Genomic DNA, 16509 nt, shown 5'->3' on the forward strand with positions numbered 1-16509 from the left:
TACTATGAAAAGTTATAATCCTGAGATGCATACAGCTGAGCATGTGCTCAATCAAACGATGGTTCAGCTATTTGAGTGTAATCGATCTTTTTCTAACCATCTGGAGCGAAAGAAGTCAAAATGTGATTATCATTTCAACCGGCCGTTGACCAGTGAAGAGGAACAGGTGATAGTAGGAAAAGTTAACGAGATACTAATGCAGCACCTGGATGTAACAGAGCAGATAGTAAGACGGGAAGATGCAGCTTCTCAGTTTGATTTGGATAAGTTACCTGATGCAACCGGAGAAGAGATACGAATTGTGCGGGTGGGTGATTATGATGCATGTCCGTGTATTGGTGAGCATGTGAAAAATACCAAAGAGGTTGGAGAGTTTGTGCTGGGAACAGCATCCTATGATAATGGGGTTCTCAGGATAAGGTTTAAGCTAAAAAGACCACAATAAGATACAATGCCGTTCAGTGATGAGCGGCATTTTTATTTAAGAAGTACCGTGGCTTTAGAACAATGTGCCCTGCATGGATTGTGGCGGTTGGTAAAACTGCATTTTTGTAGCCATATGTTTTTCGTTACATGCCAATTTAAAGTGATTATAAGCTTTGTTGGTTTGTTCAGTAAAACAATTATGTCTATCACCAAATTGCTTCATATACCGGTCTTTTAAACCCGGAAAATGTTTGTCGAGCTGTTGGTAATAATACTCCCGATTCCCTTCTCTTAATGTCATGCCAAAGCCGCCGATAATGTATTGAGCACCTGCCTGACTGGCTTGAGTTATCAATTGTTCTGTATTTTCAAATGAGTCTGTTGTAAAAGGCAATACGGGCATCAGGGTGATGCCGCAATAGATTCCGGCATCAGACAGTGTTTTGATAGTTTCGAAACGTTCAGAGGGCAGTGGGGCATTAGGTTCAATGGTTCTGGCAAGGGCATCGTTAGCTGTTGTGATTGTAATGGAAACTGCTGCATATACTTTTGCAATGGCCTTAAGCAAATCAATGTCCCGAAGAACTAAAGTGCCTTTCGTGATGATGTGTACAGGAAAACGATAATAAACGTCAAGATCAAGTGCCTGACGGGTTAAATTGAGTTCCTTTTCTATTGGCATATAGCAGTCGTTCATTGAGCCAAAGCCAATAGTGCCGCGTTTTTTCTTAGACCGCAGTTCTTTATTTAGCAATTCGATGGCGTTCTGCTTTACCTGGATGTTATCCAAGTCATCGATCTGGTAGCATTTGCTGCGCGAATCGCAATAGATGCATCCATGACTGCAGCCGCGATATAAGTTAATGGTGTATGATGTACCAAACCAGGGATCTACTTTTGCAGCCGATCCGGTCAATATAGTTTTGGCATTAATTAATCTGGTCACTTCAGCATCTTAGGACTTACAAACCAGTCGATTTTTCCTTCTCGGGCATTAATATCTTCCCAGTTATTAACGTTAAATGTAATAGCAATTGTGCCTGTTGTAGGAAAGTGAAGGTAGTCGCTGTCGGTGAGCGTTATGGCTGTCATGGCAATTTCCGGGTTGTGCCCAACCAGCATAATTGTGTTACAAGTATGGTTATACTGTCCAAGGTAGGTGATTAACTCAGAAGTAGTGTAACAATCATACAAAAACTGCTCATGTACCATTAAGGATTTATCCATGTTGAATGTATCTGCAAAAATGGCTGCTGTTTGTTCGGCTCTTTGCGCTTTACTGGTTATGAGTAAGTCCGGAATGATGTTTCGCTGCAGAAGTTCATTGGCAATAAGCTTGGAATCGTTATAGCCGCGTGGCTTTAATTCTCTTTCAAAGTCAGACTTGGAGCTCATGTAACCCAGCTGCTCTGTTTTAGCATGTCTTGTAAGTATGAGTGTTTTCATTGCCTGGGTATTATTTTTGCTTTTTAGAATCTTCGCGCACAATCGTATCGAGCTGAAGCAAGTATTGGTAGAATGCCTGCTGAGCCTTTAACGGTTTTGAGTTGCTTTCTATCCGCACATTATTAAGGTACTCGTCAATGTTTCTGGCTTTCACATTATCTGCCAGTTGCATCTCCAGCATTGTCAGAATCTCAGCTTTTAGTTCTGGTTGTTCAATGGGAAAGGCTGTTTCAATCCGGCGATTGATGTTTCGGTTCAGCCAGTCGGCCGATGATAGAAACATTTCTGTGTTGTTATTATTACCAAATACCCATATACGAGCGTGTTCCAGGAAGCTATCTACTAATCGCAATACTCTTATGTTTTCACTGTATGGCTGATTAGGCACCAGGCAGCATATACCCCTTACTATCAGGTCTATTTTTACACCAGCCTGGCTGGCTTCATAAAGTTTGCTGATTAGATTTTTATTCTGAATACCATTCATCTTAAGGAGTATATATCCCTGCTTGCCATTTTTAGACAGCTCAATTTCTCTGTTGATGCGCTTCATAATTTGCTTGCGTAAATTAATCTGTGTAATCAGCAGTTTATTTAGCTTAGGTTTAGTGCTTTGGTCCTCAAGGTACTTGAACAGACCTTCCATATCATCGAGGTAAGCATCATTACAGGTAAAGAAACCATGATCAGCATATAGCCGTGCCGTCTTTTCATTGAAGTTGCCAGTACTGAGGTAGGCAAATGAGCGCTTGCGTTCGCCATTGGCTCTTCTGATGGCCAATGCCATCTTTGCATGCACTTTCAGTCCGGGTATGCTGTAGATAATTTTGATGCCAGCCTTCTCCATTTGCCTGGCAAAATACAGGTTGTTTTCTTCATCGAAGCGCGCTTTAACTTCAACAAAAACAGTCACTTTCTTTTTGTTGTGAGCTGCAAATATCAAGGCGCCAACTACCTCTGAGTTACTGGCTACGCGGTATTGGGTAACCTTTATTTCATCTACTTTCTCGTCTGTGGCAGCTTCCCGTAAAAATTGGATAACATAGTCGAAAGAGTGATAGGGGTAATGTAGTACCCGCTCTTTACGCTTAATGGCTTCAAACATTGAGCCGGCCTCTTCCAACTCAAATGGTTTTATTGGTTTGGGAGCCTGCCATTCCAGCTTTGGCGAGAAAGGATTAGGGAACGAAAAGAAATCATGCAGATTTTGGTAGCTGCCTGTTTCAACCAGCTCAATGGGTTTAATGTCAAACGAATCCATCAGGAAGTTAAGCACATCGGAAGGTATCGCTCTGTCGTGATATAAGCCGGCTGGTGTGCCGGTTTTTCTAAGCGCCAGATTTTTTCTGATTTTCTCCACCAGGTCGCCCCAAAATTCATCTTCAATACCTAAATCGGCATTGCGGGTTATTTTTACACCCCAGCTGCCTACTACATCGTAGCCCGGAAATAGTTCGGGTAAACCGTAGCGAAGCGCATCATCAAGAAACATGTAATGGTGTTGCTTATCTACTTGTGGCAGCTTTATAAAGCGTGGGTGATCGTTAGTTGGAACTTTGATTAATGCATAACGAGCTCTTCTCTTTTTATTCTTTTTATCCCTGTTTTTGTGTTTACGGTAGAGTTTTACTGCGAGATATAAGCGGTTGTCGCGCATAAAACTTTTGGTGCCTTTATTAAGCAAAACCGGCTGACAATATGGGATGAGCTCTGTGTTAAAGAAGTTGTCTATAAACTGCATATGCTCGGTTTTGTTTGAGTAACCGTCCAGGTGCAGCGTGATGCCATTTTCTTCCATTAACGGAAGTATTTGGCCTTTGAATATTTTGCTGTATTCAATCCAATGCCGACCAACAATGGTATTGATCTTTTCAAGTGTCACTTTTGCATGAGGGATGTCCGGATAACTCTCTGGGTGCAAAGTGGCGTTGCGATATTCGGCCACTCTTACCTTGTAAAATTCATCAAGGTTGTTGGAGTAGATGGCCAGAAATTTTAACCTTTCGAATAGAGGCAGACTGGTATCTTTTGCTTCTTCAAGTACTCGATGATTAAAAGAAAGCCAGCTGATATCGCGGTTAAAAAATTGTTGTTCGATTGGCATAGTATAGCATCTTATAAGCTTAAAAATATTAAAAATAGGGTAGATTTGGCAATGAATTATAATATTTCGAAGGGGTATGACCAGGATAGGCTTATTATCGGATACACATTCGTATCTGGATGAACGATTTAAGGAGTTATTTAAAGATGTTGATGAGATTTGGCACGCTGGTGATATCGGTGATATTCGTGTACTTGATCAATTGCGGCAGTTGAAGCCTGTACGTGCTGTTTATGGCAATATCGACGGAACAGATTTACGGCAGGAGTTAAAAGCTCATGAGCGGTTCATGTGTGAGGAGGTTGATGTTTGGATGACTCATATTGGTGGCTATCCTGGCAAATACGATAGCCTGATTAAAGGTCAAATTTATGCGCATCCACCGAAGTTATTTATTTCAGGGCATTCACATATTCTGAAGGTGATTTACGATAAAAAGCTTGAACTACTGCATCTAAACCCTGGTGCATGTGGCATTTCTGGATTTCACAGTGTGAGAACAGCATTGCGGTTTGCCATTGATGGGGCAGCAATCAAAGATATGGAAGTGATTGAGTTAGGGCCTAAAGCTGTTAAATAACATGTACGAAAGAAGAATGGTAATGAACATATGTTTGAAATAAATCTTACTTTTGCGCCTGCTAACAATTAAACTTTTATATCATGGCTATATCAACCTTAAAAGTGGGTGCAAAAATGCAAGAAGGCTTTCGCACCGAAATTGAGTGTTCACACAATTTTATTATTGATCAACCTAAACCTGCCGGCACGGATGAAGGACCCAATCCGATGGAAATATACCTGTCTTCCATTCCTGCATGTATTTGTGCCATAGGGCGCATTATTGCCAATCAAAAGCGATTACCGGTTCGTAGTATATCTGTTAAGCTTGAGGGTGATATTGATAAAGATTATTTACTGGGAAAAACCCAGGAGGGGAGAGCCGGATTTGTTGAAATACGGACCAAGGTAGAAATTGATGCGGATATGACAGCAGCTGAGAAAGAGCTTTATCTGTGTGATATTGAAAAGCGTTGCCCAATTGCTGATAATACAATTTATACGACCAGTTTAAAGACAGAACTGGTTGGTTAAGAAATTTTGCCCTGCTGGTATTGGCAGGGCAAAGTTTTTATTGTCTCAGCAGTTTATGGCTTAAAACAGAAGTATCAGACAGGTACCTGGGTAATAGGTGCTCATGGCTAACGCGTATTGGGCAGATGTCAATACCACCCCGTCGTGTGTAAATGCAGCTGACAGCCAGTTCGTCGGGTTTAAAAATATCCCACAGACGCTTGTAAAGCATCTCACAGATTTCTTCATGGAAATGATTCTCATTCCTAATTGAAACAATATACTGTAAGAGACTTTCGCCAGTTGGTAGCTCTTGTCCCTTAATATGAATATACGCAGTGCCCCAATCGGGTTGATTGGTTATCTTACAATTGCTTCGTAACAGGTGAGAGGCTACGTTTAGTTCTCCTGCAATACCCGATGTTTTTAGCAAGTCTGGATTTTCGTTGTAATGCTCAAATTTGATTATATCGGCATTAACCATATTTTCCAGTACTCGATAATCAGCGAAATCATAAGCCGTCTTAGCGCAATCCTGTCGAAAAAAGTGAAGCGAAATATCAGTATCCATAAGATGGCTTAAGTCTTTTTTAATTAATGATAATACTTCTTTCAATCCCTCCTGCATGGTGTTGCCAAAGCGGTGCATATTAAAGGAGTTGAGGTAAAGTTTAAAGGATTTACTTTCGACGATGTTTTTACTTGTGGCAGAATAAACCACCTTAAGCAGGCCCGTTACGGGCAGTCCGTTATTTGTCAGAAAGCTTAGTTCGTAGGCGTGCCATACATCAACACCAATAAATGGTAAACTATCCTCATGTAAATTATATTGTGTGCGATTGAAATGTCGTGGTACAGCTACCAGCATTTCGGGCGCATAGTTTTGTGGATAATCTACCTGTTTGCCAAGAAATTTTCCTTCACTGCTAATCATTGCTTGTTAATTGTATAGTTAAACTCCGGACTTGCTGCCAAATAGCTCAATATGAACACGGGGGCAAAATCGCCAACCATTTCTAATGGCCATCTCAAGAACCAAGGGTGATGACTTCGCTATTTCTTCGCGAGTGGCACCCAAAGGCATTAGCATGATATCGTCTGCTTTCCAGTTTGATAGGTGGCTTAGGAAATCATCTTTTATCTCATTATAATCATCGCTTTTTCCTGCAACAAATTTCAGCTGCAGTTCCTTATTGCTGCTATTAGTCAGGTCGATATATGCTTGCAGTGCTTCAATGTTCCGTCTTTTCTGGTTATGAAACTTGTATGGACCAGCTTCATTGAGTTGGTAAGCTGCCAGTTTTTCGGGGGTAGGCACTGAGTTGCTTAGTTTGGGCGAAATACTAAACAGGTCAATCCATTGTGCCACATTGGCATCGAATAGTGAACCGTTAGATTCAATGGTTATATGTACGTTTAATTCCTCTTTAAGTTTTTGGCATAAAGGGGCTAATGCTCTTTTTTGCAGGAGCGGCTCACCACCGGTTATTACCACATGGTGTATTCCATCCAGATTGTACTTTACCCAATTAAAAACATCGTCAGTGCTTAATTCGATAATTTCATTCGGATGAAATGAGGCGTAAGTGGTGTCGCAACGACAAAAGCTGTTGTCCTCCATTTGCCATATACAGCGCAGATTACAACCCGACAGGCGTATAAATAGTGACGGTACGCCGGCTAATTTTCCTTCTCCCTGGATAGTGCCAGGAAACTGTAAGCCTGTTTTTGGCGCGTCACTTATGTGTTCACCAATATGATTGTAAACTACCGGAAAAACGCCCTCTTTGGCCAATACCAACTTCTCCATTTTTTATTCTTCTCTTATTGTTTATAGTGCCGTATCTGTTACGCCGGCCTCGGCAAATGCCTTAGCTCTTAGAAGGCAACTGTCACATGTGCCACATGGTTTTTCTCCTCCTCGATAGCAGCTCCATGTCAGACCAAAATCGACACCAAGTTCAGCGCCTAATTGTATTTCTTCTGCTTTGGTTTTGTTTACGAAAGGGGCATGAATTTTTATTGGCCTGTTTTGTTCAGCACCCATTACAGTACCCAGGTTAATCGTTTTTTCCATGCTCTCGATAAATTCCTGGCGGCAATCAACATAGCCCGAATAATCGACCTGGCTGACGCCGATGAAAATATCTTGTGCTTCAATTGCTTCGGCTAGTGAAGCGGCTACAGAAAGAAAAACCATATTACGGGCCGGTACATAAGTCACCGGAATGTCCGCTCTGTCAACGTCGCCATCTTCCACTTCCATTGCGCTATCTGTAAGGGATGAGCCTCCCCATTTATCAAGCTTCAGGCTAACTACCTGATGTTCTTTTGCTCCGGCTTTTTCGGCAATTGCTTTCGCCGCTTCCAATTCGCGGTTATGGCGCTGACCGTAATCAAATGATAGGGCATACAGCTCAAAGCCTTGCTGTTTGGCAAGGTATAAAGCAACAGCAGAATCTAATCCGCCAGATAGTAATATAACTGCTTTTTTCATTTTAATTAACTTAAAAACAGCAGCAAACAAAATTGTTATAAAACAGAGAAGACCATGACCATGAATACAGTCACTTCTGAAAAGCAATGTTCAAATCTCCTAGTTTTATTTTACAACAGGATGGTTGCGAACTGTTGGTATCATAATTAATACGGTGCAAAGATATAATACTTTGCTGTATTTTTATGCTTATGAGTTCATTAAATGAATATCGTTTGTGTTCTGACAGGAGGTCAATAGTAATGGTAATAAACTAAAAGTCATTAAATAGGAGAGGCTATAGTCTGATGCCAATTACCAGTACATCATCTATCTGGTCGTTAATGCCTTTCCACATGTCAAAGAAGTTATTGTAGATGTCGCCTTGCTCTTTCATTGAATATTGATGATTTTCAAGGAGCAGGTTTCTAAACCCTTTTTGCATGAGCTTCTTGTCATTGGGGCCGCCAAACTGTGATGGGTAGCCATCTGTATAAAGGTAGATGCAATCGCCCGCTTCATAATTAATGGTGTAATTAGTATATGGCTGATTTATTTCGCCAATAGACACAGGCATGTGGTCGGCTTCGTAAATTTGCATGTCTTTGTTGCGCAATAGCAGCATATCGTTAAAGGCACCGGCAAATTCAATCACTTGATGCTTTTTATCGATGCTAACTATGCTGATGTCCATGCCATCTTTCACTTCGCTGCCTTCATCCTGTTTAAGCGATTCGATAACAATTCGTCGCAGTTCGTTGATGATTTCGGCAGGTTGTGTAATTTCATTTTTACCAACCACTTCGTGAAGGTAGGCTAAGCCAAACATGCTCATGAAAGCACCGGGGACACCATGTCCGGTACAGTCAGCTGATACAATAATAAGCTTGTCGCCGCTTTGTTCGGCCCAATAGAAATCGCCGCTTACAATATCGCGCGGCTTAAAAAGTATGAAATGCTCAGGTAATACCTTATTCAGAAAGTCATCTGAAGGTAAACTGGCATTCTGGATTTTTTGAGCATACTCAATACTGTCAGTCAACTTTTTGTTAACGGTGCGTATTTTGTTCATTAGCCGTTGATTTTGGTCGCGGGCCATTTTTATCGATAGCTGTGTTTTGACTCTTGCTTTGAGCTCCAGTATGTTGAACGGCTTGGTGATGTAGTCAACGGCACCTGCCTCGAAGCCTTTTAGAACACTTTCAGAATCGTTTTGTCCGGTAATGAAAATGATAGGAATATCTTTAGATTGCTCGTTGCCCTTGAGTATTTTACACACTTCATAACCATCAATACCTGGCATGATAACGTCTAGCAGTATAAGGTCGGGTTTATTCCTGGAGAAGGCAATTTCCATGGCATCATCACCATTGGAGGCTGATACAGTATTGTACCTGCTGAGTGCCTCTGAAAGGATTTCGAGGTTAACCGCAGAATCATCCACTAATAATATGGTCGGGTCGAGTTGAGTCATAGATTTATCCAACACAAAAGTAACGGTTTATTTACGTTAAAAACGCGCTAAGGTTCCTTTTTGTTACGCTAATACTAAAAGATATTTTTAATAAAATCCTTTTTTGTGTTTGGTTCGAATGATGGGAGTTAAAACATTATAGAGAATTTAAGGTTGAGCCTTCTGGAAGTTAGGTAATTGGGCACTGCGTACTGACGATTGTAAATGTCACTCACCCAATAATACGAAATGGTGTTACTGATATCAAACAGGTTAAAAACTTCGAGACTTACCCAGCAATCTCTTACTATATTGTTATTTTTGTTGAACCATTTTGTTAAATCCTTCGAAAAGCCAATATCAACACGTCGGTAGGCTGGCATGCGGTTGACTGCCATGTAGCGTGGCGACTGTGGTGGGCCAAAAGGAAGTCCGCTGGCATATAGTAAGTTAAGGTTAACTCTGAAGTCAGGATTGTTTGGCAAATAGTCCTGGAAAAACAGCGAAAAGGAAAAGCGTTGATCTGATGGCCTGGGAATATATCCCGGGTAAATTATTGTTTCATTACCATCAATGTCGGTTTCGGTGTAATAGTCATCTAGTATATCCTCTTCAGTTTTCATTAGCGAAAGGTTGGCCCATGATTCAACACCAGGGACAAACTCGCCATGCAGCTTAAAATCAATACCAGTTGCATATCCCTTTGCGTTATTAGTGCCTGAATAGCGTATGCGAACATTGTCTACCTGATAGGGATTAAGGTTAGTCAGATGTTTGTAATAGGCCTCAGTTGTGAATTTAAATTCGCGCTGCATGGCCTCAAATATGCGGTCAAAGCCGCCAACTATTTGAACAGACTTTTGGGCCTTTATTTGCTCGTTGATGGTGCCGTCAGGTCGTCGCATTTCTCGGTAAAGAGGCGATTGGTAATAAATACCTCCAGCCAGTCTGTAGCGGGTGTTAACTGTTGAGTTTGGATAATAAAGCAGGTTAATGCGTGGACTTATCAGAAATTCATTGTTGAAATCCCAGTAGTTGGTTCTGATGCCGGCGTTAACTAACAGAAAACCATCATTAGTATATAGCTTAAAGGCATCTTGCACATAGCTGGTAACACGATTGCTGCTAGTTTTATGATCGGCTTTGTACGAGTATACAAGCTTTACTTCTTTATCAGAGTGTGGTAAGGAGTAATCGGCAGAATCGCGCATTTCCCACTCATTAATATAATCTTTAAAATACTCGTGCTGGTACTTCACTTCCCAGGAAAACAGATGTTTGCCAATATTGTGTTTACCCTGTAAGGCAATGTTTTGTATAATGCCTAACAGGTCGTTGCGAGCATGTTCGAGATTGGTGCCAACACCAATGTTCTGTATGCCGTCTTCCTGTGGGTTGGGTGTTGAGCCATTCGGGTTTTCTATATTCTGTAACCAATATTGCCCCAGTATGTCATAGGTTACCTCTTCATAGGTTCTGTAACCCATCGTGGTTATTTTATATTGGTTGTCGCCGTTAGGGTTGAATTGGAGGGCTACAGCGCCTAAACCTGTTTGGAATACGTCTTTCTCCTGGCCTTCGAAGTATATTTTGAGTTTTTTAGCCTCATTGATGGTCCCAAACGACGTTTCTCTGTCAACAGGCTCAAATTTGTAGTTGTTTTGCGAGTAGTAGCCAAGAGCTTCTAATTGCCAACGGTCAGAAAGTTGGTAAGTGAGAAAGGTTTGAACATCGAAGAAGCTGGGATTGTAATCGCCACTAATATCGAGTGTGCCCAACAGATACTGATTTGTTTTATAGCGTATGCCGGTAATGGCCGTAAAACGCTGGTCTTTTGATGTTCCTTCAATATGTCCGGATGCTCCTAGCAGGCTGGCATTCATGCTTCCACTTAAGGACTGGGGCTTCTTGTATCGTACATCAAGTACCGATGCCATTTTATCGCCGTATTGTGCCTCAAATCCTCCGGGGGAGAATTTTAATGAGGAAATCAGGTTGGGATTGACGAAGCTTAGACCTTCCTGCTGGCCTGAGCGGATTAAAAACGGGCGATATATCTCTATGTCGTTGACATATATAAGGTTTTCATCGTAATTGCCACCTCGTACCCGGTATTGAGAGCTCAGCTCGTTATTCGACGAAACGCCCATCTGGCTTTTGATTAATCCTTCAATGTTACCACCTCCTGCATCTGGTAGTCTGTTAGCAAGCTTGGGGTCAATCTTCGAAAAAGACTGGTCAGCTATTTGTCCCTCAATATTTACTGCATTGAGGTTTTCCTGTTTTACACGTAGTGTAATTCTTATATTTTGTGCTTCAACCGAGTCTTTTACCTCTATTGTTGACGTATGAAAGCCAATTGAGGAAGCCTGCAGTTGAAAGGGCAGGTTATTGGTGGTTGAAAAAGAAAAATGGCCATTAGCATCACTTACGCCACCATCTTTGCTATCAAGAATAATAATGTTGGCAAATGCTATGGCATTGCTGAGAGTGTCAGTTATACTGCCTCTTATTTGGGTTTGCGCATGAGTAATAGTGGGTAGTAGAGTGTATAAAATTACAATTACTAATGGTATAAAATGATTCTTTTTCACAGGTTTAGATATTTCGTCAATGCCAACTTAATTGAGCTAAAGTTAATGCTATACCTCTTATTAAGTGGCGTAAAAATATAAAGGAAATAGTGATATGAAAAATTAAAGATTATCTACTAAATCCCTTTGCTAAATACTAACGAAAACAATCGGTTTTTCGTATCTTTACTATATGGAGACAAAAATTATCGACAGCCATCCTTTCCTTAAAAATACAGAAGAGCGTTTTCAAAAAATGCTTCATTCGCTTGTCGCATCATTTCAGATTGAAGGAATTCATTTTTCAGAAGAAGAGCTTCAGAGTATGGTAATACACGTTGAAGAAGACCTTAAAAAATAGCATTAATAATATCGGTCATCGGCTGGTAGTTTTGTTCGGCTGCCGACTGAACGGCGATGATGTAATCTTTGAACTGTCGCTGTGTGATTTTATAAAATCCTAAAAAATCATAGCCCTGTTTAATAGCCATCATATTGGCCAATATTCGTGCGACTCTTCCATTAGCCTCTCTAAAAGGGTGTATAAACAATAGCTCGGCATGCACCTTGGCTATGTCTACTATTAATTGCTGTTTGCTTTGGTAGTAATCAGGCAGGGGATCTAATATTTGCTGGTCAAACTCATGGCAGATTTTTGGTAAGAACTTGGCTGTGGGGAATAAAAATCCCCCTTTAGTCATGTTGACCTGGCGCAGTTGGCCGGCAAAGGTATATACTTTGTGCAACGATAATTGGTGAATGCGCTGTATGTAATTGAAATCAAATTTAGTATGAGTAGTCAGTTCCTCTAATAATTGGTACTGAGCCCTTAAAAAACCCTCAAACTCAACTTTGTGAATGGCGTCAAGTTTATTTATTCCCAATAGGTTGGGCAGGACTTCATGTTGTCCATTATCGCCGGGGATTTCATATTTAGAATGTAAATAGGGCATAAACTTTTGCGTTGGACTGATCAAATTAGTCTTAAAATCGAAAATTGGCAAGCAAAATGTCATATTGTCTTTCGTTCGTATGGTTTATCTTTACACATAGTAATGAAAATGTTAAAATTCAATGCGTAATATGATGAAGAAAGTACTAATCATGCTGGCGGTTCCCCGTCAGGAGTTTGAGGAGATTCTTCCGGATTGGGAGATTGTTTATCCGGCCAATGAGGCCTTTACCCATGATGAATTAGTGACGAAGGTGGCAAATGTAGATGCGATTGTTACCGTATATGGAAATAAACTCACTAATGAGGTGATTGATGCTGCTCCGAAGCTCAAGATGATTGCCAATTTTGGTGCCGGTTACGATAATATTGATATGGCACATGCTAATGCCAAAGGAATTGTTGTGACCAATAGTCCGGACCCGGTAACAGAACCAACAGCTGAATTGGCTATGGGCTTAATGATTGCTGTAGCTCGTCGTTTAGGGGAAATGAATAATATTCTAAAGAATAAACAGGACCTTAAATGGGGCGTGATGCGCAACTTAAGTACCACCCTTGTGGGTAAGCAGTTGGGGATTGTTGGTATGGGGGCAATAGGCAAGGCTTTGGCCCGAAGGGCTGTTGCTTCCGGGATGTCAGTAGTCTATCATAATCGCAAAAGGATTGATGAATCCATTGAAAAGGAGTTTAATGCTACCTATTTACCATTTGAAGAACTGCTAAAAACATCAGATGTTGTATCGTTGAATATGCCATTGACAGCCGAAACGAAGAAAATGATTGGGGCAAAAGAATTGGCACTGATGAAATCAAGTGCTTATCTGATTAATACAGCGCGCGGGCCTGTGGTTGATGAAGATGCTTTGATTGAAGCATTAAAGACCGATAAAATTGCAGGAGCTGGTTTGGATGTATTCGAAAATGAACCGTTGATACCAGATGCCTTTAGGGACTTGCCTAATGTGGTACTGATGCCACACTTGGGTACCGCAACGCATGAAACGCGCGGTGAGATGTCAAAATTAGTAGCTTATAATATATGGACTTACTTTAGTGGAGGTGTTCCGCCTAATAGGGTAAATTAATGATGATATACGATTTGTGTTATAATTTCATGCTAATGTGATATGAAATAGTAATGTTGTCTAAAGTGTTGAAGCAGTGATAAAACAAATAAAAATAGATTTAGAAAAGCGTCGTCGTGGTTTTCATTTGATAACAAATGAGTTGATAGCAGCTTTGCCCGAACTGCCAAAAGTAGGGATGCTTAATGTTTTTCTGCAGCATTCATCAGCTGGATTAACAATTAATGAGAATGCTGATCCTACTGTCAGGGATGATTTTGAAACAGTTTTTAACAAGATGGTGCCTGAATATGATGCTGATTATAAGCATGTATTAGAGGGTGAGGATGATATGCCTGCTCATATTAAATCATCGTTGGTTGGTACTTCGTTAACTATTCCCATTACAAATGGGAGATTAAACCTTGGTATTTGGCAAGGGATATATTTATGCGAATTCAGGAATAATGGAGGGCGAAGAAGGCTGGTGCTAACGATTTATTATTAAGAACGGTTTCAAATTGTAAGCTGTGATAAATGTCATTAATAAAGGGTTTAGATATTTGTTATTTAGCGAACAGAAGCAAATAAGTAATAATATAAAACCAAATAAGCACAATGCAAAAGTTACTATTGTTAGGAGATGAAGCTATTGCCCAGGGAGCTATTGATGCCGGTTTATCAGGTGTATATGCTTATCCGGGAACGCCTTCTACTGAGATTACTGAATATATTCAGGATTCGAAAATTGCAAAAGAGCGTAATATTCATAGTAAGTGGTCAAGCAATGAAAAAACGGCTATGGAGTCTGCTTTAGGTATGGCCTATGCTGGTAAGCGTGCAATGACTTGTATGAAACATGTGGGATTGAACGTGGCAGCTGATGCTTTTATTAACGCAGCAATTACCGGTGTAAATGGCGGATTTGTTGTGGTGGCAGCCGATGATCCTTCGATGCACTCAAGCCAAAATGAGCAAGATAGTCGCGTGTATGGTAAGTTTGCAATGATTCCAATTTTAGAGCCGGTTAATCAGCAGGAAGCTTACGATATGACATATGCAGCTTTTGAAATGTCAGAGAAGTTCAACGTGCCGGTCATGATTCGTATTACGACTCGTTTGGCACATTCGCGAGCCGGTGTTGTTCGTAAGCCTTTGTTGGATGAGAAAACAGTAAGCCTGCCAAAGGATCCTACACAGTTTGTTTTACTGCCTTCAATAGCCCGTCGTAATTATAAGAAACTGATTGAGACTCGTCCTGATTTGGAGAAGATCTCAATGGAATCGCCATATAACACTTATACCGATGCTTCGGATCGTTCATTGGGAATTATCGCATGCGGTATAGCGCACAACTATCTGATGGAAAACTTCCAGGATAAAGCATTGAATCATCCTGTGTTGAAATTGTCGCAATACCCAATGCCTCGTAAGGATATTGAGCGTATGGTGAATGAGTGTGATAAGATTTTAGTGCTGGAAGATGGGTATCCTGTAATTGAAGAGTTGCTTAAAGGTTATCAGGAAGCCGGAACACCTGTTATTGGCCGATTGGATGGAACTTTACCACGTGACGGTGAATTAAATCCTAATATTGTGGCTGCAGCTTTAGGATTGCCAATTGAAGAAGGGGATGTAGTGCCTGATTTACTGGTTGGCCGACCTCCTGCAATGTGCAAAGGATGTGGACACATTGATGCGTATAAAGCCCTTAATATAGCTTTGGAATCGTATGGTCCGGGACGTGTTTTTGCCGATATTGGTTGTTACACACTTGGCGCTTTACCTCCTTATAATGCAGTGAACTCATGCGTTGACATGGGCGCTTCCATTACGATGGCCAAAGGAGCTGCTGATGCTGGTCTAGTGCCTGCTGTAGCAGTTATTGGAGACTCTACATTTACACACTCTGGCATGACAGGCCTGCTGGATGCTGTTAACGAAGGTACGCCAATTACCGTTATTGTTTCGGATAACTATACTACGGGTATGACAGGAGGTCAGGATTCACAGGCGCTGGGTCACCTGGAGCAAATCATTGAAGGTATTGGCGTTGATCCTGAACATATCAGAGTGTTTAAGCCAACAGCAGCCAACCTCGATGAGATGGTGAATATTATTAAAGAAGAGTTCGATTACCAGGGCGTGTCAGTGATTATTCCTCGTCGTCAATGTATTCAAACACTTCGAAATAAGAGCCTCGTGTTGAAAGTTAAAGAGTTAGGATTGTAAAAAGTAGTGCTCAGCGACTAGTGCGCAATGCACTATGCAGCGAGTATAGTTAAAAATAAAAGAAATGAAATCAGATATAGTTTTAGCAGGTGTTGGCGGTCAAGGTATACTGTCCATTGCTGCAACCATAGGAATGGCTGCTGTAGATAAAGATTTGCACTTAAAGCAGGCTGAGGTTCACGGTATGAGTCAGCGAGGTGGCGATGTGCAATCGCATTTGCGCGTAAGTAGCAACCCTATTGCTTCAGATCTTATTCCTAAAGGAAAAGCAGATATCATCTTATCTGTAGAGCCAATGGAGTCTCTGCGTTATCTGCCGTACTTATCAAAAAGCGGATGGTTAGTAACCAATACGACACCATTTGTCAATATCCCTAATTACCCTGAAATGGAAGTGGTGATGGCAAAGATTGCTGAACAGCCTAATCACATTGCCATTGATGCCGATAAAATTGCTGCAGAAGTGGCTACAAAGCGCTCATCAAATATTGTGATGCTTGGGGCTGCTTCACCTTTTATTGATATTGAATTCAGTGCTCTGGAAGAAGGGTTGAGAAAGATTTTTGGTCGCAAAGGAGATGCTGTAGTAGAGTCTAATATTAGTGCATTACGCGCTGGCAGGGTTGCTACTGAAGAAATTCTGGCAAGCCGCAATTAAGCTCACACAATAACAGACATAAATGAACACCTGGCCAGTTACCTTATG

17 protein-coding genes are annotated in these 16509 nt (G+C 41.1%); 8 read left to right on the plus strand and 9 right to left on the minus strand.

The features are described 5' to 3' along the window. Positions 1–4: 4 nt before the first annotated feature. The gene (locus KEM09_RS05400; RefSeq protein ID WP_244824854.1) at positions 5–445 is read left to right on the plus strand and encodes an alanyl-tRNA editing protein; all 441 of its coding nucleotides are present in this window, start codon (positions 5–7) and stop codon (positions 443–445) included. 54 nt (positions 446–499) lie between these two features. Here the strand turns inward: KEM09_RS05400 and KEM09_RS05405 are convergent, their stop codons facing one another. From KEM09_RS05405 to ppk1, 3 genes are read right to left on the minus strand one after another with little or no spacing between them, the layout of a single operon-like run. Beyond that, a complete protein-coding gene (locus tag KEM09_RS05405) occupies positions 500–1372 on the minus strand; it encodes an SPL family radical SAM protein (RefSeq protein WP_212226499.1) in 873 nt (290 codons plus the stop codon). Then, positions 1369–1872 (minus strand): SixA phosphatase family protein, encoded by a 504-nt coding sequence (locus KEM09_RS05410; protein WP_212226501.1) that lies wholly within the window; start codon positions 1870–1872, stop codon positions 1369–1371. Before KEM09_RS05410 ends, KEM09_RS05405 begins: the two co-directional genes overlap by 4 nt. A gap of 10 nt (positions 1873–1882) precedes the next feature. Then, entirely contained in the window at positions 1883–3976 is a 2094-nt protein-coding gene (ppk1, locus tag KEM09_RS05415; RefSeq protein WP_212226503.1) for a polyphosphate kinase 1, read from the minus strand. A gap of 76 nt (positions 3977–4052) precedes the next feature. Here ppk1 and KEM09_RS05420 point away from each other — a divergent pair, with 76 nt between their 5' ends. Beyond that, the gene (locus tag KEM09_RS05420) at positions 4053–4556 is read left to right on the plus strand and encodes a metallophosphoesterase family protein (RefSeq protein WP_212226505.1); all 504 of its coding nucleotides are present in this window, start codon (positions 4053–4055) and stop codon (positions 4554–4556) included. Between the two features lie 83 nt (positions 4557–4639). Then, positions 4640–5071, plus strand: coding sequence for an OsmC family protein (locus KEM09_RS05425; protein WP_212226507.1), 432 nt, complete (start codon positions 4640–4642; stop codon positions 5069–5071). A gap of 37 nt (positions 5072–5108) precedes the next feature. Here the strand turns inward: KEM09_RS05425 and KEM09_RS05430 are convergent, their stop codons facing one another. The 5 genes from KEM09_RS05430 to KEM09_RS05450 form a co-directional block, all read right to left on the minus strand. Then, complete coding sequence (locus KEM09_RS05430) at positions 5109–5984, minus strand: NADPH-dependent 7-cyano-7-deazaguanine reductase QueF (protein WP_212226509.1); 876 nt, start codon at positions 5982–5984, stop codon at positions 5109–5111. Between the two features lie 18 nt (positions 5985–6002). Next, positions 6003–6860: a 7-carboxy-7-deazaguanine synthase QueE gene (locus tag KEM09_RS05435; RefSeq protein ID WP_212226510.1), complete on the minus strand. Its 858-nt coding sequence runs from the start codon at positions 6858–6860 to the stop codon at positions 6003–6005. Positions 6861–6881: 21 nt separating this feature from the next. Beyond that, on the minus strand, positions 6882–7547 hold the full coding sequence (queC, locus tag KEM09_RS05440) for a 7-cyano-7-deazaguanine synthase QueC (RefSeq protein ID WP_212226511.1): 666 nt from the start codon (positions 7545–7547) through the stop codon (positions 6882–6884). A gap of 277 nt (positions 7548–7824) precedes the next feature. Then, a complete protein-coding gene (locus KEM09_RS05445; RefSeq protein ID WP_212226512.1) occupies positions 7825–9000 on the minus strand; it encodes a PP2C family protein-serine/threonine phosphatase in 1176 nt (391 codons plus the stop codon). 128 nt (positions 9001–9128) lie between these two features. Continuing rightward, positions 9129–11573, minus strand: coding sequence for a TonB-dependent receptor (locus KEM09_RS05450; protein ID WP_212226513.1), 2445 nt, complete (start codon positions 11571–11573; stop codon positions 9129–9131). Positions 11574–11745: 172 nt separating this feature from the next. On the opposite strand from KEM09_RS05450, the gene KEM09_RS05455 reads away from it, so the two are divergent. Next, positions 11746–11913, plus strand: coding sequence for a hypothetical protein (locus KEM09_RS05455; RefSeq protein WP_212226514.1), 168 nt, complete (start codon positions 11746–11748; stop codon positions 11911–11913). Here KEM09_RS05455 and KEM09_RS05460 read toward each other — a convergent pair. Further along, positions 11903–12505 carry a Fic/DOC family protein gene (locus KEM09_RS05460; RefSeq protein ID WP_212226515.1) on the minus strand — a complete coding sequence of 201 codons (603 nt, stop codon included), beginning with the start codon at positions 12503–12505 and terminating at the stop codon, positions 11903–11905. The two genes, KEM09_RS05455 and KEM09_RS05460, sit on opposite strands and share 11 nt — an antisense overlap. Before the next feature lie 130 nt (positions 12506–12635). Between KEM09_RS05460 and KEM09_RS05465 the strand changes: the two genes are divergently transcribed. The 4 genes from KEM09_RS05465 to KEM09_RS05480 all read left to right on the plus strand — a co-directional run bounded on the left by KEM09_RS05465 (position 12636) and on the right by KEM09_RS05480 (position 16461). Next, entirely contained in the window at positions 12636–13592 is a 957-nt protein-coding gene (locus tag KEM09_RS05465) for an NAD(P)-dependent oxidoreductase (protein ID WP_212226516.1), read from the plus strand. Positions 13593–13668: 76 nt separating this feature from the next. Next, positions 13669–14079, plus strand: coding sequence for a secondary thiamine-phosphate synthase enzyme YjbQ (locus KEM09_RS05470; RefSeq protein WP_212226518.1), 411 nt, complete (start codon positions 13669–13671; stop codon positions 14077–14079). 110 nt (positions 14080–14189) lie between these two features. Further along, on the plus strand, positions 14190–15803 hold the full coding sequence (locus KEM09_RS05475; RefSeq protein WP_212226520.1) for a thiamine pyrophosphate-dependent enzyme: 1614 nt from the start codon (positions 14190–14192) through the stop codon (positions 15801–15803). Between the two features lie 64 nt (positions 15804–15867). Further along, entirely contained in the window at positions 15868–16461 is a 594-nt protein-coding gene (locus KEM09_RS05480) for an indolepyruvate oxidoreductase subunit beta (protein ID WP_212226528.1), read from the plus strand. Positions 16462–16509: the final 48 nt, after the last annotated feature.

Source organism: Carboxylicivirga mesophila (assembly GCF_018271975.1).
Taxonomy (GTDB): Bacteria; Bacteroidota; Bacteroidia; order Bacteroidales; family Marinilabiliaceae; genus Carboxylicivirga; species Carboxylicivirga mesophila.